We start from the raw sequence: 24,053 nt of genomic DNA, 5'->3' as shown, positions 1-24,053 counted from the left end.
ATTCACACAGGCGAGATCGCGTGTGCCGCCGCCCGGGGCGCGTGGGGGCGCGCCGGCACTGTGCTCCCGGCGCTCCGGCGAGCCCCAAAGCGCCCCTGGGGCGATGCGGTCGGCGGGAGCGGCCGGCACCGCCTGCCGGAGAACACCCGCTCCCCAGGGCGGGCACCGGCCGCGCTCACAGGATGAGGAACACGAAGACGACGCACGTGGCGATGGTGACCACCCAGCTGTGGGAGGTCAGCCAGTCCCGGACGGCGGGCATGGCGTCTCTCGCGCGGCGGCCCGCGGCCAGGAACGTGAGCACGGGCAGGGCCGCTATCAGCACGGTCGCGGCGATGAACCCGAGCGCGGCCGCGAATTCCTCGGCGCCGTGGGCCAGGTGCGCTCCCACCGTCAGCATGACGATGACGTCCGAGGGCATCGCGAGGATCACCAGCAGCCCGGCCGCGAGCGCATGTGCGGGCCCCGCCTCCATGAGCCCCGTGAGCCATCCGGGCGGCTTGGCCGTCTCGCGGTGAAGGAAGGCCCTGATCGCGGCGATGACGAGCAGTGCCACCAGCGCGAACTGGATCAGGCTGCCCACCGAGCCGGCCTTGGCGGGACTGCCCAAGGGCACCGCGGTGCCGAAGAGCCCGAAGAGGCCCAGGGCGATGGCCACCCCGGCGCTCGTGGCGACGGCCACGCCCGCCAGGAACGCCAGGGACACGCGCACCGCCCGCCTGGTCGTGACCAGGACGAGGGCGGCGATGATCTGCGGCCCCGCCATCATGGTGATCGCCAGCGGAAGGATCTTGACGTCCATACCCTCTCCCCACCGAGATTCTCCGGTGTGCCCCGGGCCGGCAGGAGGAGAGGGACGCTGTGCCGGACGACCCGCTGCTGCACCTGGTGCATGTGGTCCACCCTGATCTTCCAGGTCATCGTCGGCGGCTTCCGTAACGACACGCTCGGGGGCCGGACCCAGGCAGGGCGGGGCGCCGGTGACGGCCGGCGCCCCGCCCTGCGAGGTCATCCGCCGCGGCGGGGGCCGGGGCGGCCTGTGTCCAGGAGGTGGGTGGCCAGGGTGATCCACTGGCCGGGGGAGACGAAGGCGACCACCGTGGTGCGGCCGACCCCGGCGGCGGCCAGGGCGGCGTCGACCCGGTGGGTGGCGTGTGCCGTGCGCAGGGAGGCGCGCAGGGAGCCGCCCGTGCCGGTGAAGCCGAGGTCGACGAGGCGCCGGTAGCCGCCGCGCAGGTGGGCCGGGAGCAGCGGGCGCCGTCGCCGGTGCAGCAGCAGGACGGCGGAGTCGACGCGGGGGACCGGGTGGAAGCGCTCGCGTGGGATCCGCCGCCCCATCTCCCAGGAGAAGTCGGGCCAGGTGCGGACGGTGAGCCGGCTCCAGCGGCCGTAGCCGCCGGTCCGCTTGCGGGCGTATTCGAGCTGGGTGACCAGGGTGGCCGAGGTCAGGCCGCGGGCGGTCAGGCACCAGTCGACGATGTCGGCGGTGATGGAGTAGGGGATGTTGCCGACGGCGGCGAAGGGCCCGTTGGGCGGTGTCGCGGTGCGGATGTCGGCGAGGGCGACGCTGACCCCGTGCGCGCCGAAGCGGCGGGAGAGGCCCGCGGCGAGGACGGGGTCGATCTCGTAGGCGATGACCCTGCGGCAGGCGGGGGCGAGGAACCGGGTGATCATGCCCTCGCCCGCGCCGATCTCGACCACCAGGTCGCCGGGGCCGACCCCGGAGGTGCGCACCAGCGCGCGGGCCAGGCCGGTGTCGGTGAGGAAGTTCTGCGAAAGGGCGCGGCGCCGGCCGCCGCCGCTGCGGCGGGGGCCGTCCGCGGTGCGGCGCGCAGGGGCGCCGGTGCGGGGCGGGGCGGGCTGGGTGCGGTCGCGTCGGGCGGATCCCATGGCACTGTCCGTTCCTGCCGCCTTGGGGCGGCGGACGGGGACGGGCGGCGCGGTGGCCGCGCTGCGGCCATGGGCATGCGAAAGGTGTCCGGGCCGCCCGTCCGATGTTCGGTGGACATGGCTGGACCCCGGACCGGGGTGGGCCGCCGCACGGGGCGGTGGTGGCGAGGGCGCCGGATACGCGTCGGGACCCCTGCGGGCGGTGGGCGCGCAGGCGGTCGGGCGGCACGGTGGTGCCGCGGGCGGCGGCCGGTGATCGGGTGATCAGGCCGCGACGCGGGTCAGTGGCGGGCTCGGGCCGGCCGGTCCAGGGCATCGGCCCGGTGGCGCGGACGGCGGACGAGCGCCGCCCCCCACCGGGTCGCGTCCCGGCGGTCGGTCAGAGCACAGATGGCGCACATGGTGGGCAACGTACCCGACGGCGGCGGGCGTGCGCCACGGGTTTTCCCCGGGGCCGCACAGCGGCATGCGGCCGGGCCGCCGGGCCGACGGATGCGCGGGCTTTCCGCGATGAACGGCTACGCCCCAAGGGATTTCGATAAAGTGTTCTTGGGACGCGATTTCTGTTGAATTCCGAACGTTCCCCTGCGGTCGGAATTCACCGATCCGTCCGAATGGGCGGAGATCATCACGGTCGGTGTTCCCCATGGCCGGCGCCTCCTCCCTTGCCTCTTTCCGCCCCTCTGCGTCGCACGCGGCGTGCGACAAGAAATAACGAGGTACCTGTGGAACTTCACGATGAGCCGTCGATTCCGGGCGGCGTCGCCCGCTTCTACGACACGCTCGGACCGCTGTTGAGCCGTGCATGGGACGACAATTTCCATTTCGGTTACTGGGACGACCCCGATGACCCGCGGACGGTCGAGAGCGCCACCGACCGGTTCACCGATGTGCTCATCCGGCGGCTCGGTGTGGCCGCCGGGCACCGTGTGCTCGATGTCGGGTGCGGGATCGGCAAGCCGGCGCTGCGGGTGGCCCGGGCGACCGGCGCCGCCGTGCTGGGGATTTCGGTCAACGAACGGCAGGTGGCGGACGCCAACCGGCGGGCGCGGGCCGAAGGGCTGGCCCACGCGGTGTCCTTCGAGTGCGCAGACGCCATGCGCATGCCCTATGACGACGCCTCCTTCGACGCGGTCCTGGCGTTCGAGTCGATCCTGCACATGGACCGGGGCATCGCCTTGCGTGAGATGGCACGCGTGCTGCGGCGCGGGGGGCGGCTGGTCCTCACCGATGTGCTGGTGCCCGAGGACGTGGAGGGCACGGCGCTGCGCCGGTCGGCGGAGGTGCTCAACGGGGGAGGGGCCACGCTCGCCGACTACCGGCGGCTCACCCGCGCGGCCGGGCTCGACGTGGTCGAGCTGGTGGACGCCTCGGAGCACACCAAGCCGACCGTGCCCCGCATGGCGGAGCGCTTCCGGCGAAGCGGGCTGCGGGCGGATACGGACACGCCTTCCGGCCGCATCGTCGCCGTCACCAACGAGTTGCCCGAGGTGGGCTGCCTCATCCTGGTCGCCCGGCACGCCACCCGGCCGCGCTGAACGCTCCCTGTAGAGCCTCTACAAAAATCTACAAAGTACAGGTGTCGGCTGTGTTTTTTCTACACAGCAAACACACACGAAAAACAGAAAATGGAGCGGCTACGCCGCCCTCACTACTACGCCCGCACCCCGGACATGGCGCTCCAGAGGCCGGGGGGAGCAGGTGAGGGCGGAGCCGTCTCGACGGGCCCGGGCCGTCAGGGGGCGACTCCGCCCTCCGTGGCGGCGGCGACCGCGTCGCCGAGCAGCACCGCGGCGGCATCGGCCGCCGCCATCAGCGTCGCGGGTTCGCTGTCGAGCCCCGACAGGATGGTGTCGACGCCGCGCACGCCGGCGGAGTCCAGCAGCCGCTTCTCGTTGGTCACCCAGGTGCCGCGCGCGGCCATCACGGCGTGCGCGGCCTGGGCAGCGGCGACCGCGATCGCGCCGACGGTGTCGGCCAGGTGCCCGCGCTGGGCGTGGGCGGTGCGGGCGTAGTCGAGCGTGAGCCGGGCCTCGCCCCACCACCGGTCCGGGGCGGCGGTGCGCAGTGCGCCGGGATAGCGGGGCCGCGGCAGCTCGCCGTGCAGGACCTCGTTGACCGCGAGCTCGGCGACCACGATGTAGGTCGGGACGCCGGCCAGGTGGAAGGCGAGGCGTTCGACGTCGAAGCGCCCCCGCTGTGCCTCGGCGAGGCGGAACTCGACGTCGTCGAGGTCGCGGTAGTGGACGTCGACCCGGCGGCCGTCGACCTGGAGCCAGGCTCCGCCGTTGAACACGCCGCCGCCCCACTCGCCGATCCCGAAGACCTCCCCTTCCCAGCCCAGGTGGCGGAGCTGGCCGGGGTCGAACCGGTGCCGGTAGTAAACAGCGAAGTCGAAGTCGCTGTCCGCGGTGTGTGTGCCGGTGGCGCGGGATCCGCCCAGCGCCACTGCGTGAACCCCTTTGAGGCGGGCGAGGGTATCGGTCACGTGGGCGGTGAACGCCTGGTCGTCGAGCCGCATGGTGGAACGGTAGCGGAGGGGATCGGCCGTATGCTGTGCGGCGTGCTGCGAGAGATAACGGCGACCCGGTATGTGCTGCCGCTGCGCGAGGGCGGGTCGCTTCCGGGTCTGGTCGAGGCGGACGACCTCGGCATGTACGTGGTGAAGTTCATCGGTGCGGGGCAGGGGCGCAAGACCCTGATCGCCGAGGTGATCTCGGGGGAGCTGGGGCGCAGGCTCGGGCTGCCGGTGCCGGAGCTGGCGCTGGTGGGCTTCGACGCGGCGATCGCCCGGGGCGAGCCGGACCCGGAGGTGCAGGAGCTGCTGAAGGCCAGCGGCGGGCTGAACCTGGGCATGGACTACCTGCCGGGGGCGCTGGCGTTCGACCCGCTCGTCTACGAGGTCGACGCCGAGCTCGCGGGGCGGATCGTGTGGTTCGACGCGTTCGTGGGCAACGTGGACCGGACCTGGCGCAACCCGAACATGCTGGTGTGGCACGGGCGGCCGTACCTGATCGACCACGGGGCCACGCTGATCTTCCACCACAACTGGGCCGGCGCGGCGTCGGCCGCGGTGCGGCGCTACGACGCCTCGGAGCACGTGCTCGTGGGGGCGCGGCCGGATGTGGCGGGGGCGGATTCGGAGTTCGCGGTGCTGGTGACCGAGGAGCTGTTGTGGGAGGTCGTGGGGCTGGTGCCGGATGCGTGGCTGCTGGATGAGCCGGGGTTCGCATCGGCCGGTGAGGTGCGCGAGGCCTACGTGGGGCATCTGCTGGCGCGGGTCGCCGAGCGCGGGTGGCTGCCGGAGGTGCCGCGGTGAAGCGCGATGTGTTCGAGTATGCGCTGGTGCGCGTGGTGCCGCGGCTGGAGCGCGGGGAGCAGGTGAACGCGGGGGTGATCGTGTACTGCAAGGCGCGGTCGTTCCTGGCGGCGCGGTGTGCGCTGGACGAGGCGCGGCTGCGGGCGCTGGACGCGTCGGTGGACGTGGCGGGTGTGGAGCTGGCGCTGGAGGCGGTGGAGCGGGTGTGCCGCGGGGGGCCGGGTGCGGGCGCCGCCGGCGGTGAGGATGCGGGGCGGCGGTTCCGCTGGCTGACGGCCCCCCGGAGCACGATCGTGCAGCCGGGCCCCATTCACACGGGGCTGACGGCGGACCCGGAGGGCGATCTGGAGCGGCTGGCGGCGTCGCTGGTGGGGTGAGCCGGGTGCTTTGCGGCTCACCGTGGCTTCGGGAGAACTAGGCCTTGAGTTCGTGGGGCGTGTCGCCGTGCTGCTGGGCATGTAGCAGTTCGAAGGCGCGTTCCTCGTAGCGGATGCGGGCCGCGGAGAAGTCGTACGGCATCTTGCCGACGGCCTTCGCCGCGCTCATCGTCGTCTCGCTCTGGTCCTCGTCCGCGGTCTCGTCGTACTGCTCGAAGAGGTCGTCGCGCTCTTCTTCTAGTTCGGCGTTCTCGCTGGCGGAGAGCAACGCGGTCTCGTGTGCGCACCGCCGGCGGGCGAGGGCGTCCACGCGGGGGTCGTCGGGGGAGACACTGTCGTCCAGGGCCGCCTCGGCCTCCGCCAGGCGGTCGTCCTCGGCCCGTAGGTCGGGCCGGATGGCCAGGACGATGAACCGCTCGGCTTGGACGGCGGCGCCGAGCGGGCCGAAGATGCGCTCGGTGACCAGGAGGGTATCGAGGTCGGCAGGGCGCAGGGCCTCGGGCGGCACGTGGCGCAGCAGTCGACCGGTGACCAACGGGGAGAGCAGGCCAAGGGGGCTGCCGGACTCGCGCAGGTGGCGTACGGCGCTGCGCTGGCGTTCGATGGCGGCTGCCTTGGCGGTGAGGGATTCCTCCAGCCGGGCGAGCGACTGCTCGATGTCGGTGGCGCCCGCGAAGGTGGTGCGGATGTCGTCCAGGGGGATACCGGCGTCGGCCATTTTGCGGATCCACAGGAGGCGGATCATGTCGTCGTAGCCGTAGCGGCGGCGGTTGTCGGCGCCCCGCTGCGGTTCGGCGAGCAGCCCGATGGCGTGGTAGTGGCGGATGGCCCGGGGAGTGGTCCCGGTGAATGCGGCGGCGTCGCCGATCTTGACCCGGCGGGGAATTGCAGGCAGGTGCATGAAGGAAGCCTCTCAGCGTCGTGCTCACCGCTCACTGCACCACATGTCGCTACGTCATGTGCAAACCCCGCCGGCGTCGAGCTCGCGGTCGGCGGTCCCGGCGGGGGAGGCGCGCATCAGTGGACGGTGAAGCCGCCGTCGACGGGGAGGGCGGTTCCGGTGACGAAGCTGGATCCGGGGCTGCACAGCCATAGGACGGCCGCTGCGACCTCGTCGGCTCTCCCGAGCCGGCCGATGGGCTGTTCCTTGATGATCTCGGCCATGGCCTCGGCCTGGTCGGCGAGCATGTCGGCGACCATCGGGGTGTCGATGACGCCGGGGCACACGGCGTTGATGCGGACGCCCCGGGGTGCGTATTCGACCGCGGCGCTGCGGGTCAGGCCGATGACGCCGTGCTTGGAGGCGTGGTAGGCCGCGCGCTCGGGCAGCCCGACGAGCCCGCCCAGGGATGAGCAGTTGACGATGGCGCCGCTGCCCTGTTCGCGCATCTGTCGGAGTTCGTGCTTCATCGCGGCCCAGACGCCGCGCAGGTTGACGGCGTTGACCCGGTCGAAGGAGTCGGCCGTCTCGTCGGCGGCGCCGGTGGGCGGCGCCTGGATGCCGGCGTTGTTGAACGCCATGTCCAGACGGCCGTACTCGGTCACGGCGCGCCGTACGGCGGCTTGCACTTGCTGTTCGTCGGTGACGTTGCAGACGACGCCGATCGCCTGCTGGCCGCGGCCGGTGATCTCCTCGGCTGCGTTGTGGACGGCGTCGTGGTCGAGGTCGGCCAGGACCACGGCGGCGCCGGAGTCGGCGAAGCCGCGGGCGGCGGCCAGGCCCATGCCGGAGGCGGCACCGGTGACCAGGGCCACCTGCCCGGAGAAGTCGTAGGTGGGATTCACTTGCTGGTGCTCCTTCGGTGCGGTCTGCTCCGCCCTGCGATTACCCTGTGCGTTGATTTCCATGCGTTCCGTGCTGCCCGTGCGGCAGGCCCTTCGCGCGGCCGCAGACGGTTCCCGGACCCGTCCGGGGTGGCCGTCCGCGTGCCGCCGATATCGAGGAAACAGCAGTTCGCGTGCGTGTGCCAGGTACTGTCAGGGACCCCCGGTCGCCGGTGGGCGAGCCGGGTCGAGGTCGCTGAGCGGGGCGGCTGGGCCGGGGACGAGCACTTCGCCGCGTGCTGGGCTCCCGGTGATCGGTGCCGTCGTCGCCGCCGGGTCTGGTGGCGACGGCATTTGTGGTTGTGGGCCTGGCCGGGGGGTGCGGGTGGTGCGGGGGCGCCGGCGGGGGTGCGGCGGGGTGGGTGGGGTGGATCCGGGGCGGTTGGCCACGGGTTCGGGGTTTTGTCGCTGGTGGGGGGTTGGGTAATGGAGGTCACGTTCGGGAGGTCGGCGTTGGCGGATGTAGTGGTGGGGGGGTGGGTGTTGGCATTGGTCGGTGGCCGGGTGCAGCCGTCCCCCCTGACGCCGTAGTGGATGGGAGTCTTCGCATGTCTTTGTCCCCTTCGTCCTCCTCTGTGGGGGCGGCGGCCGCTTCGGCGGTGCCGCGGTCGCGCCGTTCGATGGCGCTGTTGGTGCTCGTGCTGGGGATGCTGACGGCGACGGGGCCGTTGGCGACCGATCTGTATCTGCCGGCGCTGCCGGCGATCGCGGAGGACCTGGGGTCCTCGCAGGCGCGGATCCAGCTGACGCTGACGGCGATCATGCTGGGGATGGCGCTGGGGCAGCTGGTGATCGGGCCGATGAGCGATGCGTGGGGGCGGCGGGTTCCGCTGCTGGTGGGGACGGCGCTGTTCACGGTGGCGTCGTTTCTGTGTGTGCTGGTGCCCTCGGCGGGGGCGTTCGTTGCGCTGCGGTTCGTGCAGGGGATGGCCGGTGCGGCGGGGACGGTGATCTCGCGGGCGGTGGTGCGTGACCTGTTCGAGGGGGACGACGCGGCGCGGTTCTTCTCGCGGCTGATGCTGGTGATGGGGCTGGCGCCGTTGCTGGGGCCGGTTCTGGGCGGGCAGCTGCTGCTGTTGGGGCCGTGGCGGCTGCTGTTCGCGGCGCTGGGCCTGGTGTCGCTGGCGAGCCTGGTGGTGGTGTTCTTCTGGCTGCCGGAGAGCCTGCCGCGGGAGCAGCGGGGGCCGGTGAACCCGGCGGGGCTGGTGGCAACGGTGGGGCGGCTGGTGCGCGATGTGCGGTTCGCGGGCCCGACGCTGGTGCTGGGGCTGAGCTTCGGCTGCATGTTCACCTACATCTCCGCGTTCTCGTTCGTATCGCAGAACGAGTTCGGGGCCAGCGCGCAGCAGTTCAGCATGGTGTTCGCGGTGACCACGGTGGGGATCATGGCGGGCAACCAGGTCAACGGGTTCCTGATCGGCCGGGTGGAGACGGTGCGCCGGCTGGGGGCGGGCCTGGCGGGCATGGTGGCGGCGGTGCTGACGCTGGGGGTGCTGGCCCTGGCGGGTGTGGGCGGCCCGGGTGCGCTGGTGGCGGTGGCGGCGGTGTTCTTCGTGATGATGTTCAGCGTGGGGTTCGTGTTCCCCAACGCGACGTCGCTGGCGATCTCCTCGCAGCCGGCGTCGGTGGCGGGGACGGCGTCGGCGCTGATGGGGTCGTTGCAGTTCGCGCTGGGCGGCGGGTTGGCGTCGCTGGCGGGGATGACGGCGTCGGGTGAGGCGAGCCTGGCGAGTATGGCGGTGGTGATGGTGGCGACGGGCGGGGTGGCCGCGGCGGTGTTCGTGGTGGTGGCGCGGAGGTCGGTGCGTCCTGCCGTGTGAGGTCGGATGATCGTGTGATGTGGCCCGGGCGGGCGGTGGGCCCGGGCCTTTTTTCGTGGGTGGGGTGCGCGGGCATGCGGTCACGCTGGGTGATTTTGGGGTGTGTGCGGTGGGTGAGGAAGGCGCGCAGAACGGCGGTTCCTGTTCAGGTGGGCGGTTTTGCGTCGTTTTCCGGTGTTGTGCGGGTTGCCGCCGGGTGAGGAGACCGTGCACAGTAGGGCACGTCCGTTTTGACGTGCGGGATATCGGTGTGGAGGCGAGCGCTGGGATGGGACAGTCTCGGTCGGCCCCGGGGGCAGCGGCCCGGGAACTCACGGGGTTGGGTGAGCTCGCTTACCGTAGTGCCGGCGCGGACGCGCGCGCCCACGTCTTCGCGATCAGGGACACGGAGGGTGACTGGCACCGGGTGGCCGCCGGGGAGTTCCTCACCCAGATGGGCGCGGTGGCCAAAGGCCTGATCGGCGTGGGCGTGGGCGCCGGCGACCGTGTGGTGCTGGTGTGCGCCAACCGCTATGAGTGGGCGCTGATCGCGTTCGCGGTGTGGGCGGTGCGCGCGGTGCTGGTTCCGGTGCCGGCGGTGTGTTCGCCTGAGCGGCTGCGCCACATCCTGCGCGACTGCGGCCCGGCTGCGGTGGTGCTGGAGGACGGCCGCCACGCGCCGGTGGTGGAGGGGCTCGCCTATGAGCTGACCGATCTGGCGCGCGTCTTCCGGCTGGACCGGGAGGGGCTGGAGGCGATCGCGCGCCCGGGCGCCTACATGGATTCCTCGGCGGTGCGCTTCCGGCGCGAGGAGGCGCGCCGCGACGACCCGGCGTCGATCGTGTACCCGGTGACGGGGCTGGTGCGGCCGCGGGGCGCGGTGCTGACGCACGGCAACTACCTGTCGGCGGCGGCGGGTCTGGTGGAGCGGCTGGCGCCGGGCCTGCCCGGGCGCGACCCGGGGCAGGAGAGCGCGCTGCTGCGGCTGCCGCTGGCGGGCGTGGCCGGGCACGGCGCCCTGGTGGCGTGCGTGCTGGGGGGCATCCGCGTGGGGGTGGGCGCGCCCGGGGCGGGGTGGGAGGCCGATCTGCGCGCGTTCCGGCCCACCGTGCTGGTGAGCGGCGCCGAGCTGCTGGACCAGGTGTATGCGCGGGTGACCGAGGGCACGGGCGACAGCGGCGATGAGGACCTGACGGCGTTTCGGGCGGCGACGGATCTGGCCGTGGAGTTCGACGGGACCGAGCGCAAGAGTGCGTGGAAGCGCGTGTCGCGGGCGATGTACGAGTGGATGTACGGGCGGATCCGCGAGGCGTTGGGCGGGCGGGTCCGGCTGGTGGTGTGTGTGGGGGGCGGGCTGGGCGAGCGGCTGGACCGGTTCTACTCGGGGATCGGCATCGCGGTGTTCCAGGCGTTCGGGACGGTGGAGAGCGCCGGGGCGTTCACCGCGAACGCGCCGGGGGAGCGGCGTGCGGGCACGGCCGGGCGGCCGCTGCCCGGGGTGGAGATGCGGCTGGCGCGCGACGGCGAGGTGCATCTGCGCGGCCCGGGGGTGTTCGCGGGGTACTGGGGGGCGCCCGAGGCAGGGCAGGCGGCGTTTCGCGACGGGTGGCTGGCCACCGGGTTCGCCGGGGAGATGGACAGCGGGGGGTATTTGACGGTGCGGCGGCGGCTGCGGGCGCAGGCGTCGCTGGCGGCGCCGCCGGAGCAGCCCGCGCGGCGCAGGGCCCTTGCCGCGCCGCCGCCGGCGGCGGCCGCTGTGGAGCGTGCCGAGGTGGCGGTGCCGGCGGTGGTGGATCATGTGGCGGTGCTGGAGGAGCGGCTGCGGGCGCATCCGCTGATCAGCCAGGCGATGGTGATCGGGTCGGGGCGGCCCTATGCGAGCGCGCTGGTGACGCTGATCGCCGACCAGCTGGAGTACTGGCGGCTGGTGAACAACCGGCCGCTGTCGTTGTCGCGTGAGGACCTGGCGCAAGACCCGGAGCTGCTGCGGGAGATCCAGGCGGGGGTGCGCGCGGCCAACCGGGCGGTGCCCTCGGTGTGGGCGGTGCGTGCGTTTCACGTGCTGGCCGAGGAGTTCGCGCCGCGCAGCGGGCTGGTGCTGGAGGACGGGCGGCTGCGGCGCGATGCGGTGCTGCGGGCGTTCGCCGAGGAGATCGACGGCCTCTACCGCATGCCGGAGCCGGGGCCGCGGGAGTAGCGGCGGGTGCGGGGCTCCGGTCCCGGGCGGGTGGTGGGTGTGGCCGGCGGACGGCGGCGCCGTGCGGATCGCGGCGCAGGCCGGCGCCGTTGTTGAGGGCCGGCCTTTCCCGCGGGTACGCTGTGGTACCCCCCGAACACGGGGTCGGACCCCTCGCACGAGGCCTCTCGTGCCCCGCGGACGGTGGGGAAGTATGACGGCCCGGCACAGTGCCGGGCCTTCGTCATGTCCGCCCTTCGCCGATGGAAGGCCCCCTGTGAGCGCGTACGAGCGGTTCCGTCCCGCGTATCCGCACCGCCTGAGCGTGGACCCCGAGCTGCCCGAGCAGGAGCGCACGCTCCTGGGCTCCGGTGCGCTGCCCCCGGTGGCCTTGGGGCCGCCGGCGAGGATCCTGGCGGTCCTGGGTCCGTTGATGATGTGCCTGGCCGTGATCCTGGGGGTGAGTGGGGCCGACACCGGGCCGACGGCGGCGGTCCTGGCCGCCGCCGTGGGCTCCACCGGCCTGGGCGCCGGGTTCGCCTGGCGCGACCACCGCGCGTCCCCGCGCTCCAGACGCCGCACGCTGCTCCGGGACCGCAGGGACCGCGTGGTCGGCGCCCATGACTTGGACCCCTACGGCGCGAGCCTTTTGGCCCGCGCCCAGCGGGCCACCGACGCGGTCCGCGGCGGCGACCGGGTGCTGCGCGACCGCGCCGACGAGGTGACGGTGATGTACAACGTCGAATGGCAGGTCGCCTCCGCCCTGCGCCAGGGCGCGGCCGCATCCGAGATCGCGCCGGTGGTGGAGCGCATGGAGGCCCAGGCCGGCGGTGTGGTGGAGGCCGCCGAGGACCACCGCCGCGCGCGGCTGGAGTCGGGGCTCGGCTACGCCGTGGGCGAGCTGGAGCGGCTGGAACGCCGCAGCGGGTCCCTGCCCGCCCCCGCTCCCGACTCTCGGAGTGACGAGGACTGAGGCCCCCTTTTCACGAAGCGGCCCGCAAGCGCCCGGGGCCGGTCCGCCCCGGGTGCGGGTGTGTCAGCGGTTGAGGTAGGCCAGGACGGCCAGGACGCGGCGGCTGTCGTCGGTGGAGGGCGGCAGGTCGAGTTTGGTGAAGATGTTGTTGATGTGCTTGCTGACGGCCTTGTCGGTGATGAAGAGGCGGCCGGCGATGGCGTAGTTGGAGCGGCCCTCGGCCATTTCGCCCAGGACTTCGCGTTCGCGCGGGGTGAGGGCGGCCAGGGGGCCGTCGTCGTGCTTGGCCAGGAGCTGGGAGATCACGGCGGGGTCCATGGCGGTGCCCCCGGCGGCCACGCGGCGCACGGCGTCGATGAACTGGCCGATGTCGAAGACGCGGTCCTTGAGCAGGTAGCCCACGGCGCCGCCGTCGTCGGAGAGCAGTTCGCGGGCGTAGAGCTGCTCGACGTGCTGGGAGAGCACGAGGATGGGCAGGCCGGGGATCTTGCGGCGGGCCTCGATGGCGGCCTGGAGGCCTTCGTCGGTGAAGGTGGGCGGCAGGCGGACGTCGACGACGGCGACGTCGGGGCGGTGCTCGATGAGGGCCTTGAGGAGGTCGGGGCCGCTTTCGACGGCGGCGACGACGTCGCATTCGTGGGCCTGTAGCAGCCGGATCAGTCCGTCGCGGAGGAGGGCGAGGTCTTCGGCGATGACAACACGCACGGTAGCTCCATGGTGACGATGGTCGGCCCGCCTGCCGGGCTGACGAGGTTCATCGTGCCATCGAATGCGGCCAGGCGGCGCCGGATGCCTTGCAGGCCGGTGCCGCCCTGGAGGTCGGCGCCGCCGCCTCCGTTGTCGCCGACGATGATGACCATGCGGCCGCGGCCGTGGTTGATGCGGACCCAGGCGCGGTCGGCGCCGGAGTGCTTGGCGGCGTTGGTGAGGAGTTCGACGACGGCGAAGTAGGCGGCGGATTCCACGGGGTCGGCGGGGCGGCCGGGCAGGTCGATGTCGACGGTGATGGGCAGGTGCTGGGCGACGGCCAGGGCGCGCACGGCGCCGTCGAGGCCGCGTTCCACGAGGACGGGCGGGTGGATGCCGCGGACGAGGTCGCGCAGTTCGGTGAGGGCGTGGCGGGTGGTCTCGCGGGCTTCGGCGAGGAGTTTGCGGGCGTTGGCGGGGTCGTCGTTGAGCATCTCCTCGGCCATGCCCAGGCTCATGCCCAGGGCGACGAGGCGGGCCTGGGCGCCGTCGTGGAGGTCGCGTTCGATGCGGCGGACCTCGGAGGCCTGGGCGTCGATGGTCTCGGCGCGGGAGGTGGCCAGGTGGGCGACGCGGGCGGTGAGGCGGGCCTTTTCGGTGGGGGCCAGCAGCCAGCGGTTGAGGTGGGCGTAGGCGGTGACGGCCAGGGGGGTCAGCAGGCGGAAGGCGACCAGGAGGGCGAGGGCGATGAGGAGGGGGTACCAGCTGTCGTGGAAGCTCCAGGTCCAGTTGAACAGGGCGGAGACGGCGCTGAGGGCGCTGAGGAAGACCAGGCCGGCGGGGACGGCGGCGATGGTGATGCCGGCGGTGGTGTTGACGGCGAGCCAGGCGAGGTCGCGCCAGGTGGCGGAGTCGGTGATGGTGGCGCGGATCTGGGGGGCCAGGCCGGTGTCGGGCAGGGGCCGGTAGGGGGTGGGGATGGGGCCGTCGTCGAGGAAGCGGCCGAGCAGGTGGCGGTTGGTGTCGGCGTGGGCGCGGATGAGGCGGGTGATGGTGACCAGGAGGGGCAGGCCGACCCAGATGGCGGAGAGGGCGCCGGCGATGAGGAAGAGGGCGAGCAGGACGGTTCCGGCGACGGCGTGGGCGACGAGCAGGAGCGACCAGGCGAGCAGGTGCAGCAGGCCGGGCCGGGGGGCGTCGTCGGGTGGTGCCATGGGCGGGGTCCTTCCGGGCGGGGCCGCCGCGCCGGCGGGGGTGCGGTGGTGGGTGTCGGTGTTCATTGTCGTGGGGCGGCGGGCGGGTGGCAGGGGTGCCAGGTCCCCAATCGGGGCGGGCGGGGGCGGGGTCGGCTGGATCCTACCGGGCGGGCCCGGTGGCGGTTTCGTGGCCGGCTGCGGGCCCGGTGGTGCGGGATCCGGGGCCGATGAGCAGGGGTGGGCGGCGGTCGCCGGGCCGGCTCCCTGCGCGCGGAGGGTGTCGGGCCGGCGGCGGGGCGTGGCGTAGCGGGCGCTCCGGCAGGCCGGCGGGGAGGGTGCGGGCGCGCCGCCTCACATTGGGGGCGGCTGTTTCGTCGGGGGGATGGGGCGCCGGGTCCTCCGGCCGCCGCCACCGCCGAGCTCGAGAAGGGCGGGCCTTCCCATGGCCGCTTCCACGACGACCCGGCAGGGGCTCCTCACGTTCCTGCGTGTCGCGATCATCCTGCAAACGCTCCTGGTCTTCGTCCAGGCGGTCAGCGCCGGGCTGGTGCTGGCCACGCCCTACGGAGAGCCGCTGCACAGCATCGGGGCGCGGGTGGTCTTCGCCGCGGCGATGCTGCACGTGGTCGCGGCGGTCGTGGTGTGGCGGCCGGGCGGGGGCTCGTTCGCGACGGTCCTGTATGCGGCCGGGTTCCTGGTCCTGATGTCGGCGCAGGTCGTGGTGGGCATCATGCACGTGATGGCCCTGCACGTCCCGTTGGGCGTCGTGTTGTTCGCCATGAGTGTCCTGCGGCTGGCGTGGATCGGGTCCGGTCGCCGGCCCCGGGCGGCCGGTGCGGCCTGACGGTGGCGGCCTTCCGCGGCGCACCGCCTGGGGGTGGGGCGTGTGGTGGCGCGTGGTCCGGCCCCCGCCACCGGTGGTGGCGGGGGCCGGACGGGTGGCCGGGCGTCGGCGTGGGCCGGCGGGGTCAGGGCCAGCGCATGTCGGTGGCGTTGGGCAGTGAACTGACCTTGGTCTCGGAGTGGTTGTTGAGTTCGGTGTAGAGCTGGTTCCAGGCGTCCTTGGGGGAGTTGTCGGTGGTGGAGCAGCCGCCGCGCTGTTTGCAGGCGGCCTCTTGGGACATGGCGCCGGCGAAGCGGACCGGCCCGGAGCCCTTGGTGGCGCCCCAGGAGCTGATGGCCGACCACTGGCGGGCCTGGATGCCGTCGGTGCGGTAGATCTGCGGGATGGCCTGGATGGTGGAGGCGGCGCCGGTGGCCACGTAGTGCAGGTCGGAGAGTTTCCACCCGTTGTTGCAGCTGGTCGAGGTGGAGCCGTGGGTGGGGCAGCCGTCGGCGGAGTTGGCGGCATAGAGCGTGCGGTCGCTGGCCTGGGTGAAGGCGTCGACCCAGCCGCGCGCCCAGGAGGGGTTCGACCATGCGGGTTCGGCGTCGATGGCGGCGGTGATGGTGACGGCGCCGGTGTCGTCGGTGGCGTTGACGACGGATGCCCAGGCGCGGCCGGCGGCGGCGCCGTCGAGGCCGCCGTCGGACTTGTTGTTGACGCCCATGGCGAGGTCGGCGGTGGCGCCGCCGGTGCGGCATTCGTTGAAGCCCTCGGCCCAGGCGGTGGCGGCGTCGGAGGCGGTGGAGGCGGCGACGCGGGCGCTGGAGGAGCCGGAGTTGGTTCCGGGCTGGCGGAGTTTGTCGCCCTTCTCCTGGGTGCCGAAGAACAGGACGCGGACGCCGTCGCGTCCGGTGCGGCCTTCGGCGCACCCGGCGTCGCGGGCGGCGGTGCGGTCGGCGTTGCCGCCGCTGAGCGGGGTGTAGCGGCTGACGGTGTGCTCGGGGTAGGACGCCGCGGCGGCGGGTGCGGCGGCGGTCGTGGTGCCCAGGGCGAGGACGGCCAGGGCGGTGGTGATGCGGTGGGTCGCGGTGCGGTGGCTGCTGTTCATGGGTGCCTCCGGCGTGTGCGGCGGACGGGGGACGTTGTCCCATTCAGCCGGATCGGCGGTAGTTCGAGCACGCACCGTGAGCGTTGGGTGATTCTGTGTCAATCCAGGGCGAATGTGCAGGTGACGGGCGTATGGGGCCGTGGCGCGGGCGTTCCGCGGGGCCGATGCCCGGCGATCGTGCGCCCGGGACCGGGAGCCGGGGCGATCGGCGGGCCGGCGACCTGGCGACCTGGCGGCCCGGTGGGCGCCGGCGGCGCGCTCGGCCCTGATCCGGCGCGCCGCCCCGGCCCACCCGCGGGCCCACCACCTCTCACGTCGCGCCGGCGGCGAAGAGCAGGGCGGCGGTGACCCAGGCAGCGGTGGCCGCGCCCAGCAGGGTGCCCAGCCCTGCCCGCAGGCAGCGGCTCTCGGCGCCGGAGCGCCCGGCGGGGGAGATGCCGAATACCGGGCCGCGTCGGCCTCCCAGAAGACGGGCGGCGACCATGCGGCCGGTGGCCGCGTGCAGGTGGCCGGTGACGGTCACCGGCTGGCCCGGCTCCACCAGCCATTCGGCGACGCCCACGGCCTCCAGGCCCGAGGGCGCATGCGCCAGCGGCAGCATCCACGGGAAGCGCGCGGCCACGCGGTGGGCGGCCCAGGGCAGCAGGTGCGGTGCGGCGGCGCCGGCCAGCGACTCGGCGGTGCGCGAGCCGACGAGGCGGGGGTGGGGGCGCAGCCCGGCGGGGTGGACGCGGATGCTGCCGGTGGCGCCGGTGAGCCGGAAGGTGGCGGCCGAGGCGGCGGAGCGACGGGTGAGCAGGGTGGCCGCGCGGGGGCCGGGTACCAGGGAGGTCTCCAGCGCCCACCACACGCAGGGGCGCCGGGTGAGGGGGGAGCGCAGCGGGCCGGCGGTGTCGGGTGCGGCGCGGCCGGTGATCACGGCGGTCCCCTGGCCGGCGCCGGCCAGGGCGGCGTCCACCGTCAGGTGGGGCAGCGCTTCAAGGGTGCGGATGCGGGGCAGCAGCGCCAAGCCGATGGTGAGCAGGGTGCAGCCGCCGACGAGGAGGGATGCGATGACGGCGTCCATGGCAGTCTCCGCCTGTGCGGGGTTGGCAACTGCGGGTGAGACGCCCAGGGCGGTGGGCGGGTTCAGGCCGGTACCGGCGCGCAACCCAAGGGTGGCGCGCCCGCCGCTTCGACCGTCGGGACGGGCGTCGGCGCAGGTCAACCCGGGGGGCGAAGGGTGGGAATCGGTGGCGTAGGGGCGGGGTGACCGCTTGTGGTCGGGTGAGCGTGCGCGGCCGGCCGGATGGGCGGTGACCTGGGCGGACGGGGTGCGCCGGAGGCCGATCCGCCCTCCGGCGTAGCGGAGGCGCTTGTCCGGTTCCGGTCGCCGCTGCGACGCCGTCGGCGCGGCGAGGTCGTGAACCCCGGCGGCACGTCGGCGGCGGAACGCCCGGCCACCTCACCCGTCGCCGCGATGGGCGGACACCGGCCGCTGCGGCGGCCATCCCCGGCGTGCCCAACACCGTTGGCACGGCCGCCCTCCCACGGCAGGTCCGCCCGAGCACCGTCCGCGGTGCGGCGTCCGGAACGGGCGGGGAGAGGCACGTCACATCGACTCCTGTCACATCGGCCGGGGCCGTTGCGTCAAGGAGGTGTCAGCATCGACAACGGCAAGGAGCCCACCATGGACGCTCGACTCGACCTCACCAACCCCGTCGCGGGCAAGGCCATGAAGCACTTCATCGCGGCGCACCAGGCGGTCGCCGGATCGGGCCTGCCGACCGCGACGGGGCACCTGGTGACGCTGCGCGCCAGCCAGATCAACGGCTGCGGCTTCTGTACCGACATGCACACCAAGGACGCCCTGCACGACGGGGAGGACCCGCAGCGCCTGCACATGGTCGCGGCCTGGCGGGAGGCGAAGGTGTTCACCGAGGCCGAGCGCGCCGCCCTGGAGCTGACCGAGCAGGGCACCCGCATCGCCGATGCGGCCGGCGGCGTCACCGACGAGGCGTGGGCGAACGCCGCCAAGCACTACGACGAGGACCAGCTCGCCGGCCTGGTGGCGCTCATCGCCATCATCAACGCGTTCAACCGGGTCAGCGTCATCGTCCAGCAGCCCGCCGGCGACTACCAGCCCGGCCAGTTCGCCTGACGGCGCCCCGCCCGGGGCCGCGCGGGGACACGAGACACCGGCGGCCCCGGAGGTGTCGGGGCCCTCCGGTCCCCTATCCGGGACGGACGACCGCGTAGAGCAGCAGGTCGCGTCGTCGGCCGCCGATCACCCGGTGACCGCGCAGGAGGCCTTCGCAGGTGTAGCCGGCCCGTTGTGCGACCCGGATCGAGCCCGCGTTCCACGGCTCGATGTACAGCTCGATTCGCAAGAGCCCCGGCAGCGTCCACCCGAAACCGGTGAGCGCCGTGAGCGCGTCGGTGGCGAGCCCGCGGCCCCGGGCCGACGGAACGAGCGCGTAGCCCGCGGTGGCACGGCCGTTGCCGAGGCCGCCGAGCCAGAGCCCGCAGTGCCCCACCGCCTCACCGGTCGCCCTCGCCACGATCGTCAGGGAGAAGCCCGCGCCTTCGGCGTGACGCCCCTGCTGCCGACGCACCCACGCCACGGCCTCCTCGCCACTGGCGTTGAGGGGAAGCGAGCCAGTCTCGGGCACATACGGGTCCGTCGACAGCTCCCGCGCCATATCCGCGTCCTCCACACGCACCTGGCGCAGGAGCACGCCGCCGTGTGCCGGCGGCGTGAGCGGCCAGGGCGGAAGCGACAGGGGGACCACGTCCTCATGGTGCACGCCGGCGGCCTCCTGCGGCGACACGGGGCGGGGTCTCAGGCGGCGGGTACCTGCGGGGGTGACTGGGGGTACGGAAACGCCTGATGGCCGTGGCGCAGTCGACTGCGCCACGGCCATCAGGATGGGTAGGTGTGCGGACCGGTGCGGCGGTCGCCTCACGGCGGTGGCACAACGCGGCTCCGAAGTCCGCCGGCGCGCCCGCTACAGCGGGGCGCAGGCGCGGTATTCCACGAAGGCAGTTGTATGGAGCCCGGGGACACGTTCCGCACCGGCCCGCACACAGTGTAACCGGGGGGCCCGGTGCGATATTCCAGGCCGGGCCGCCTTTTCCCGCGCCGGCCGGGTCGCCCCTCGGGGCACGCCCGCCACAGCGGGCTACGCCCTGCGCGCAGCGCCGCCGGGGTTTCGGATCGACCGGATCACCCCCGCGGCGCCGCCGGGAGCCCGCCCGCGGGCGGCGCGGCGCAGGGCGCGGTCACCACCGGTGGCCACCGCATCCCGGTGTGGGCGCGCAGACGGATCGCGCGGCCGCCGGGCCGGACGGAGATGGGGCATACCGCCTGGCACGACGCGGTATCCGGGCCGGAAAACAGCGTCCCAATCGGGGGACTCGCGCCCACCGGTTTCCCGTGCCACGCCGCCACCTGTGATGATTCCCTATGTGTGGCGTGAACTGATCGGTGAACTGTACCCCGGAGCGGAGCTGCCCGGCCCGGCCGACGAGGCGATGATCGCCGGGATCGAAAAGGCCTTGGCGCTGCCGCTGCCCTTCGAGCTGGCGTCGTTGCTGCGCGAGGCCAACGGGGTCACCAACGAGTACGGCGACGCGGTCGTGTGGCCGGCCGAGCGGCTCGTCGAGGACAACCTCGCCATGCGCTCCGAACCCGACTACCTGGAGCTCTACGCCCCCTTCGACGAGATGATCTTCTTCGGCGACAGCGACATGGGGCCGCAGTTCGCCTACGTGCACACCGACTACGGGCCCGGGATCGTGGTGTGGGACCACGAGAGCGACCGGCGCCGCCTCACCGTGGTGTCGATGCGCGACTACCTCGTCCGCTGCTTCACCCAGGGCAACGACTGGCACCGCTGAGGCGCCGCGCGGCCCATCGCAGCGCTGCCGCGGCGTGGGCGGCCAGCCCGGCCGCTCCCAGGACGCCCCAGAAGGCCCACTGCCGCCACTCGGTGGTGCCCTCGGGGTGGACGCGGCCCCGGTTGAGGAGGAACACGGCGTCCTGCGGCGGCGGGTCGCCGGTGCCGGCGGTCACGCCGCTCAGCCGGACCCGGCCGTCGTCGGAGGTGAAGGTGCCCCGCCAGTGGCAGGCCTGCCCCCCGCGGGTGCCCGTGCACTCCCGGGCGGTGGGGGTGAACGTGCCCGCCGTCCCCTGGCCGCGCGAGGCCGCGAAGGCGGGCGGGCCTTCGCTGACGCCCAGCCCGAACGCGATGCAGCAGGGCAGGAAGGTCACCGCGAGTAACGCGAGCACCAGGCCGGCCCTGCGCAGGGCGGTGGCCATCGGCGTCCCCTCATGGCAGGCGGTGCGGCGGTCGCATCCGATGCTACGCGTGCGTGCCGCGGCGCCGTGCGCGGGGCACCGCACGATATTGGATCGATCGATTCAAAACGTGTTAGCGTGTGCGGCATGGCACGACCCAAGGCCTTCGACGAGGACCGGGCGCTGGACGCCGCGATGCGCGCGTTCTGGGCGACCGGTTACGAGGCCACCTCGACCCAGGACCTGTGCGCGGCCACCGGCCTGCGGCGCAGCAGCATCTACAACACCTTCACCAGTAAGCGCGACCTCTACGAGGCCGCTCTGGACCGCTACATGGCGGACAAGACCGCCGGGCTGGTCGCCCTGCTGGAGGAGGACCGGCCGCTGCGCGACAAGGTGCGCGACATGATGTGGCGCGTCGTCGACCCCGGTCCCGGCGACCCCGTCGGCTGCCTGGTGGTCACCTCCACCGTCGAGCTGGCGCCGCAAGACCCCGGCATCGCCGCGCGCCTGCGCCGCGACCAGGACCGGCGGCTGGAGGCGCTGCGCGCCGCCATCGACGCCGGCCGGCGCTCGGGGGAGGTCGACCGCGGCCGCGACCCCGCCGCCCTGGCCCACTTCGTCGTCGCCGCCATCAGCGGCATGCAGGTCGCCGCCTATGGCGGCGCCGACCGCGCCACGCTCGAGGCGATCGCCCGGACCGCGCTGACCGCCCTCTGAGCCCCGGCTCCCCGGCGGGCGCACCCGCGTCCGCCCGCCTTCGCCTGCCCCCGTTTTGAACCGATCAATCCAAAATTGGAGTCACTGTGCCCCGTGCCGTCTACATCCTGGGCCTGGCGATCTTCGCCCAGGGCACGTCCGAGCTGATGCTGGCCGGGCTGCTCCCCGAGATCGCCACCGACCTGGGGGTGTCCATCCCCGACGCGGGGCTGCTGATCTCCGGCTTCGCCGTCGGCATGCTCGTGGGCGCGCCGGTGCTGGCCGTGGCCACCCTGCGCCTGCCCCGCCGCACCACCCTGCTCGCCCTGCTGGCCGTCTTCGCCGCCACGCACGCCATCGGCGCCCTGGCCCCTGGCTACGGGCTCCTCATGGCCACCCGGGTCGTCGGCGCCTTCGCCTACGCCGGGTTCTGGGCGGTGGCAGCGGTCACCGCCATCGGGCTGGTCGCCCCCACCGCCCGCGGCAAGGCCATGGCCGTCGTCACCGGCGGGCTGACCGTGGCCACCATCATCGGCCTGCCCGCCGGCACCGTCATCGGCCAGCACTTCGGATGGCGCACGGTGTTCTGGGCCCTGGCGGCGCTGGCCGTGCTGGCGATGGCCGGCATCCGCGCCACCATCCCCGCCGGCGGCGCCGACGGCCCGGCCCCGCGCCTGAGCCAGGAGCTGCGCACCATGGCGCGGCCGCGGCTGTGGCTGGCCTACGCCACCACCGCCCTGGCCACCGGTGGGCTGCTGGCCACCTTCGCCTACCTCGCCCCGCTGCTGACCGGCACCTCCGGGCTCGCGCCCGCCTACGTCCCGGCGGTCCTGGCCCTCTATGGCGCCGGGGCGCTCATCGGCATCACCATCGGCGGGCGCAGCGCGGACGCCCGCCCGTTCGCGACCCTGGCGGTGAGCATCGCCGGCGCCGTCCTCATCTCGGCCGCGCTGGCGCTGTGGGCCCAGGTCCCTGTGGCGGCCGTCGTGCTGGCCGCGCTGCTGGGCGCCTTCGGGTTCGGCGCCAACCCGGCGCTCAACACCCGGGTGTTCGCGCTGGCCGAAGGCGCGCCGACCCTGGCCGCCGCCGTCAACATCTCCGCCTTCAACGTCGGGATCACCGCCGGGCCGTGGCTGGGCGGGCTGGCGATCGACGCCGGTGCGGGCTACCCGTCGGTCTCCTGGGTGGGCGCCGCGCTGGCCCTGGCCGCGCTCGGCGTCGTGGCGTGGTCGGCGGCGCTGAACCGGGCCCGCGCCACCACCCCGGCCGGCGCCTGCGCTCCGGCCGCCCCGGCCGCCTGACCCGGCTCCTGGGGGGAGCCGGGACCGGCGCCCCCCAGGGGGACGACGGTGGTGATCATAGCGCTCGCCCTGATCGGGTGGGGCCCAAATGCCGATTCCGGCCATGCACCTATCGCCGACGACTCGCGTGACCTGCGGGTTTGCCCGCATGCTTGCGCAAGATCACCGAGCGCGTTCGCCCGTGCGCACGTGCACGCGGATTCACGTGTGCACGTCGCGTCACTTGGATCTATGATTTCCCCGCTTTTCATGAATTCGGGCATTACGCCCCTTCGTCTTGAATCGGGGATGACCATGGCGATCTCACGCCGCTCCGCCTTACGCACCTCCCTCCTCAGCAGCACCGGGCTGCTGCTGGCCGGCGGGGGCATCACCGCCGCCTCCGCCTCCGCCGCACCCGTCATGGCCCCCGCCCTGGCCACCGACCCCGACACCGCCCTGACCCTGCTGAGGGAGGGCAACCGGCGCTGGCGCACCTACCACCAGGTCCACCCCAACGAGGACGCCGAGCGCCGCGCCGAGGCCGTCGACGGCCAGAGCCCCTTCGCGCTCGTCCTGGGCTGCGCCGACTCCCGGGTCGCCCCCGAACTCGTCTTCGACCGCGGTGTGGGCGACCTCTTCGACACCCGCTCCGCCGGCCAGGTCCTCGACGAATCGGTCCTGGGCAGCATCGCCTACGGCGTCGAACACCTGCACATCCCGCTGATCGTGGTCCTGGGCCACGCCGCCTGCGGCGCCGTCACCGCCGCGGTGGAGGCCCACCGCAGCGGCGACGTGCCCGCAGGCCACATCGGCTACCTCGTCCAGCAGCTGCTGCCCGTCGTGGAGGCCACCCCCGACAGCGGGGACGACTTCATCGACGACTGCATCTCGGCCAACGCCCTGGACATCGCCGACACGCTGCGCTCCGACCCTGAGCTGGCCGGCCACGTCGACAGCGGTGAGCTGCGCGTCGTCGCCGCCCGCTACGAGCTCGACGGCTCCACGGTCACCTTCCTGGACTGACCGCCGCCGCGGCGCCACGGCCGCTGGCCCGTCCCGCCCCGAACGGGCCCGCGGCCGTGGGGACCCCTGCGGGGGTCCGGCCGCCGCACCCGGCCCGCCGGCATCGGTCCCCGGCGGGCCGGAAACCCGTACAGAATCGAATGACCTGCGATTTCGTCAGCTTGACCCGGTCTCTTGGACGACCGGGCTTGGAGGTAGTGCCCGGATGGCTGCCGGGTGGACTCCTCCGTCCAGTCACCCCTTTATGGGGTGGCAGGGACGCGTGACTCACGCCCCGCGTTCCACACGCTCTCGCCCCGTTGGGCGATGTTGCGGGAAGCGTTCCGGTCCGCGTGCGCAACGACGCCACAGCCCCGGCAGATGAACAGGCCCTGGTCCACACGGTTCCGCGCATCCGTGTGGCCGCACTCGGCGCACATCTGCGACGTGTACGCGGGGTCGACGAACACGAGCGGGACACCCGCCCGTCTGGCCTTGTAGACGATGAAGTCTCCCAGCTGGGCGAAGGCCCAGGAGTGGAGCGCGACCCGCTGGGGCTTGCGGAGTCGGGTAGCCGGGATGCATTGCTGCATCCCGGCCCCCTCAGAACCGTGC

The 24,053-nt window shown here is 73.6% G+C and carries 24 protein-coding genes; 12 read left to right on the top strand and 12 right to left on the bottom strand.

Annotated features, from left to right (window positions below; translation table 11 throughout):
• Positions 1–175: 175 nt before the first annotated feature.
• Complete coding sequence (locus ACFOVU_RS00120; protein WP_378529178.1) at positions 176–802, bottom strand: GAP family protein; 627 nt, start codon at positions 800–802, stop codon at positions 176–178.
• A gap of 206 nt (positions 803–1,008) precedes the next feature.
• Positions 1,009–1,890, bottom strand: coding sequence for an ErmE/ErmH/ErmO/ErmR family 23S rRNA (adenine(2058)-N(6))-methyltransferase (gene erm, locus ACFOVU_RS00115; protein WP_378529177.1), 882 nt, complete (start codon positions 1,888–1,890; stop codon positions 1,009–1,011).
• A gap of 725 nt (positions 1,891–2,615) precedes the next feature.
• Here erm and ACFOVU_RS00110 point away from each other — a divergent pair.
• Positions 2,616–3,428 carry an SAM-dependent methyltransferase gene (locus ACFOVU_RS00110; RefSeq protein ID WP_378529176.1) on the top strand — a complete coding sequence of 271 codons (813 nt, stop codon included), beginning with the start codon at positions 2,616–2,618 and terminating at the stop codon, positions 3,426–3,428.
• A gap of 197 nt (positions 3,429–3,625) precedes the next feature.
• On the opposite strand, the gene ACFOVU_RS00105 is transcribed toward ACFOVU_RS00110, so the two are convergent.
• On the bottom strand, positions 3,626–4,411 hold the full coding sequence (locus ACFOVU_RS00105) for a nucleotidyltransferase domain-containing protein (protein ID WP_378529175.1): 786 nt from the start codon (positions 4,409–4,411) through the stop codon (positions 3,626–3,628).
• 30 nt (positions 4,412–4,441) lie between these two features.
• Between ACFOVU_RS00105 and ACFOVU_RS00100 the strand changes: the two genes are divergently transcribed.
• Complete coding sequence (locus ACFOVU_RS00100; protein ID WP_378529174.1) at positions 4,442–5,209, top strand: HipA family kinase; 768 nt, start codon at positions 4,442–4,444, stop codon at positions 5,207–5,209.
• Positions 5,206–5,586 (top strand): DUF3037 domain-containing protein, encoded by a 381-nt coding sequence (locus tag ACFOVU_RS00095; protein ID WP_378529173.1) that lies wholly within the window; start codon positions 5,206–5,208, stop codon positions 5,584–5,586. The genes ACFOVU_RS00100 and ACFOVU_RS00095 overlap by 4 nt, the downstream gene beginning before the upstream one ends.
• Positions 5,587–5,623: 37 nt before the next feature.
• On the opposite strand, the gene ACFOVU_RS00090 is transcribed toward ACFOVU_RS00095, so the two are convergent.
• Both ACFOVU_RS00090 and ACFOVU_RS00085 read right to left on the bottom strand, forming a co-directional pair.
• Positions 5,624–6,487 (bottom strand): MerR family transcriptional regulator, encoded by an 864-nt coding sequence (locus ACFOVU_RS00090; RefSeq protein WP_378529172.1) that lies wholly within the window; start codon positions 6,485–6,487, stop codon positions 5,624–5,626.
• Between the two features lie 116 nt (positions 6,488–6,603).
• Complete coding sequence (locus tag ACFOVU_RS00085) at positions 6,604–7,371, bottom strand: SDR family NAD(P)-dependent oxidoreductase (RefSeq protein WP_378529171.1); 768 nt, start codon at positions 7,369–7,371, stop codon at positions 6,604–6,606.
• Between the two features lie 587 nt (positions 7,372–7,958).
• Here ACFOVU_RS00085 and ACFOVU_RS00080 point away from each other — a divergent pair.
• The 3 genes from ACFOVU_RS00080 (at position 7,959) to ACFOVU_RS00070 (ending at position 12,358) form a co-directional block, all read left to right on the top strand.
• Positions 7,959–9,230 carry a multidrug effflux MFS transporter gene (locus ACFOVU_RS00080; protein ID WP_378529170.1) on the top strand — a complete coding sequence of 424 codons (1,272 nt, stop codon included), beginning with the start codon at positions 7,959–7,961 and terminating at the stop codon, positions 9,228–9,230.
• Positions 9,231–9,549: 319 nt separating this feature from the next.
• Complete coding sequence (locus tag ACFOVU_RS00075) at positions 9,550–11,406, top strand: AMP-dependent synthetase/ligase (protein ID WP_378529169.1); 1,857 nt, start codon at positions 9,550–9,552, stop codon at positions 11,404–11,406.
• A gap of 256 nt (positions 11,407–11,662) precedes the next feature.
• Complete coding sequence (locus ACFOVU_RS00070; protein WP_378529168.1) at positions 11,663–12,358, top strand: hypothetical protein; 696 nt, start codon at positions 11,663–11,665, stop codon at positions 12,356–12,358.
• Between the two features lie 63 nt (positions 12,359–12,421).
• On the opposite strand, the gene ACFOVU_RS00065 is transcribed toward ACFOVU_RS00070, so the two are convergent.
• Complete coding sequence (locus ACFOVU_RS00065) at positions 12,422–13,063, bottom strand: response regulator (protein WP_378529167.1); 642 nt, start codon at positions 13,061–13,063, stop codon at positions 12,422–12,424.
• The gene (locus ACFOVU_RS00060; RefSeq protein ID WP_378529166.1) at positions 13,015–14,259 is read right to left on the bottom strand and encodes a sensor histidine kinase; all 1,245 of its coding nucleotides are present in this window, start codon (positions 14,257–14,259) and stop codon (positions 13,015–13,017) included. Before ACFOVU_RS00060 ends, ACFOVU_RS00065 begins: the two co-directional genes overlap by 49 nt.
• A 424-nt stretch (positions 14,260–14,683) precedes the next feature.
• Between ACFOVU_RS00060 and ACFOVU_RS00055 the strand changes: the two genes are divergently transcribed.
• Positions 14,684–15,085, top strand: coding sequence for a hypothetical protein (locus ACFOVU_RS00055; RefSeq protein WP_378529165.1), 402 nt, complete (start codon positions 14,684–14,686; stop codon positions 15,083–15,085).
• Between the two features lie 124 nt (positions 15,086–15,209).
• Here ACFOVU_RS00055 and ACFOVU_RS00050 read toward each other — a convergent pair whose 3' ends face one another.
• Together ACFOVU_RS00050 and ACFOVU_RS00045 are read right to left on the bottom strand one after the other, a co-directional pair.
• Positions 15,210–16,175: a hypothetical protein gene (locus tag ACFOVU_RS00050; RefSeq protein WP_378529164.1), complete on the bottom strand. Its 966-nt coding sequence runs from the start codon at positions 16,173–16,175 to the stop codon at positions 15,210–15,212.
• A 310-nt stretch (positions 16,176–16,485) separates the two neighbouring features.
• The gene (locus tag ACFOVU_RS00045) at positions 16,486–17,241 is read right to left on the bottom strand and encodes a hypothetical protein (protein ID WP_378529163.1); all 756 of its coding nucleotides are present in this window, start codon (positions 17,239–17,241) and stop codon (positions 16,486–16,488) included.
• Between the two features lie 603 nt (positions 17,242–17,844).
• Here ACFOVU_RS00045 and ACFOVU_RS00040 point away from each other — a divergent pair.
• Positions 17,845–18,315, top strand: a complete 471-nt coding sequence (locus tag ACFOVU_RS00040; RefSeq protein ID WP_378529162.1) for a carboxymuconolactone decarboxylase family protein — start codon at positions 17,845–17,847, stop codon at positions 18,313–18,315.
• A gap of 73 nt (positions 18,316–18,388) precedes the next feature.
• Here the strand turns inward: ACFOVU_RS00040 and ACFOVU_RS00035 are convergent, their stop codons facing one another.
• Positions 18,389–18,961 carry a GNAT family N-acetyltransferase gene (locus ACFOVU_RS00035; RefSeq protein ID WP_378529161.1) on the bottom strand — a complete coding sequence of 191 codons (573 nt, stop codon included), beginning with the start codon at positions 18,959–18,961 and terminating at the stop codon, positions 18,389–18,391.
• Between the two features lie 649 nt (positions 18,962–19,610).
• Here ACFOVU_RS00035 and ACFOVU_RS00030 point away from each other — a divergent pair.
• On the top strand, positions 19,611–20,054 hold the full coding sequence (locus ACFOVU_RS00030; protein ID WP_378529257.1) for an SMI1/KNR4 family protein: 444 nt from the start codon (positions 19,611–19,613) through the stop codon (positions 20,052–20,054).
• Here ACFOVU_RS00030 and ACFOVU_RS00025 read toward each other — a convergent pair.
• Positions 20,026–20,475 (bottom strand): hypothetical protein, encoded by a 450-nt coding sequence (locus ACFOVU_RS00025; RefSeq protein WP_378529160.1) that lies wholly within the window; start codon positions 20,473–20,475, stop codon positions 20,026–20,028. The genes ACFOVU_RS00030 and ACFOVU_RS00025 overlap by 29 nt on opposite strands.
• A 126-nt stretch (positions 20,476–20,601) precedes the next feature.
• Here ACFOVU_RS00025 and ACFOVU_RS00020 point away from each other — a divergent pair, with 126 nt between their 5' ends.
• From ACFOVU_RS00020 to ACFOVU_RS00010, 3 genes are all read left to right on the top strand, one after another.
• Positions 20,602–21,174 carry a TetR/AcrR family transcriptional regulator gene (locus tag ACFOVU_RS00020; protein ID WP_378529159.1) on the top strand — a complete coding sequence of 191 codons (573 nt, stop codon included), beginning with the start codon at positions 20,602–20,604 and terminating at the stop codon, positions 21,172–21,174.
• Positions 21,175–21,260: 86 nt separating this feature from the next.
• Positions 21,261–22,454, top strand: a complete 1,194-nt coding sequence (locus ACFOVU_RS00015; protein WP_378529158.1) for a Cmx/CmrA family chloramphenicol efflux MFS transporter — start codon at positions 21,261–21,263, stop codon at positions 22,452–22,454.
• Positions 22,455–22,748: 294 nt separating this feature from the next.
• Positions 22,749–23,459, top strand: coding sequence for a carbonic anhydrase (locus ACFOVU_RS00010; RefSeq protein WP_378529157.1), 711 nt, complete (start codon positions 22,749–22,751; stop codon positions 23,457–23,459).
• Positions 23,460–23,701: 242 nt separating this feature from the next.
• Here ACFOVU_RS00010 and ACFOVU_RS00005 read toward each other — a convergent pair.
• Positions 23,702–24,053, bottom strand: a 352-nt coding sequence (locus ACFOVU_RS00005; RefSeq protein ID WP_378529156.1) for a zinc ribbon domain-containing protein, incomplete at its 5' end; no start/stop codon positions are given.

This window comes from Nocardiopsis sediminis (assembly GCF_042650565.1).
Taxonomy (GTDB): domain Bacteria; phylum Actinomycetota; class Actinomycetes; order Streptosporangiales; family Streptosporangiaceae; genus Nocardiopsis_B; species Nocardiopsis_B sediminis.
This window is presented reverse-complemented; position numbering and strand designations above follow the sequence as displayed.

Excerpts from the sequence above, each read along its gene's own strand:
- ACFOVU_RS00050 (WP_378529164.1), bottom strand. The coding sequence starts at position 16,175 with ATGAACAGCAGCCACCGCACCGCGACCCACCGCATCACCACCGCCCTG.
- ACFOVU_RS00105 (WP_378529175.1), bottom strand. The coding sequence starts at position 4,411 with ATGCGGCTCGACGACCAGGCGTTCACCGCCCACGTGACCGATACCCTC.
- erm (WP_378529177.1), bottom strand. The coding sequence starts at position 1,890 with ATGGGATCCGCCCGACGCGACCGCACCCAGCCCGCCCCGCCCCGCACC.
- ACFOVU_RS00030 (WP_378529257.1), top strand. The coding sequence starts at position 19,611 with ATGATTCCCTATGTGTGGCGTGAACTGATCGGTGAACTGTACCCCGGA.
- ACFOVU_RS00090 (WP_378529172.1), bottom strand. The coding sequence starts at position 6,487 with ATGCACCTGCCTGCAATTCCCCGCCGGGTCAAGATCGGCGACGCCGCC.
- ACFOVU_RS00080 (WP_378529170.1), top strand. The coding sequence starts at position 7,959 with ATGTCTTTGTCCCCTTCGTCCTCCTCTGTGGGGGCGGCGGCCGCTTCG.
- ACFOVU_RS00040 (WP_378529162.1), top strand. The coding sequence starts at position 17,845 with ATGGACGCTCGACTCGACCTCACCAACCCCGTCGCGGGCAAGGCCATG.
- ACFOVU_RS00120 (WP_378529178.1), bottom strand. The coding sequence starts at position 802 with ATGGACGTCAAGATCCTTCCGCTGGCGATCACCATGATGGCGGGGCCG.
- ACFOVU_RS00010 (WP_378529157.1), top strand. The coding sequence starts at position 22,749 with ATGGCGATCTCACGCCGCTCCGCCTTACGCACCTCCCTCCTCAGCAGC.
- ACFOVU_RS00055 (WP_378529165.1), top strand. The coding sequence starts at position 14,684 with ATGGCCGCTTCCACGACGACCCGGCAGGGGCTCCTCACGTTCCTGCGT.
- ACFOVU_RS00060 (WP_378529166.1), bottom strand. The coding sequence starts at position 14,259 with ATGGCACCACCCGACGACGCCCCCCGGCCCGGCCTGCTGCACCTGCTC.
- ACFOVU_RS00025 (WP_378529160.1), bottom strand. The coding sequence starts at position 20,475 with ATGGCCACCGCCCTGCGCAGGGCCGGCCTGGTGCTCGCGTTACTCGCG.
- ACFOVU_RS00020 (WP_378529159.1), top strand. The coding sequence starts at position 20,602 with ATGGCACGACCCAAGGCCTTCGACGAGGACCGGGCGCTGGACGCCGCG.
- ACFOVU_RS00045 (WP_378529163.1), bottom strand. The coding sequence starts at position 17,241 with ATGGACGCCGTCATCGCATCCCTCCTCGTCGGCGGCTGCACCCTGCTC.
- ACFOVU_RS00100 (WP_378529174.1), top strand. The coding sequence starts at position 4,442 with ATGCTGTGCGGCGTGCTGCGAGAGATAACGGCGACCCGGTATGTGCTG.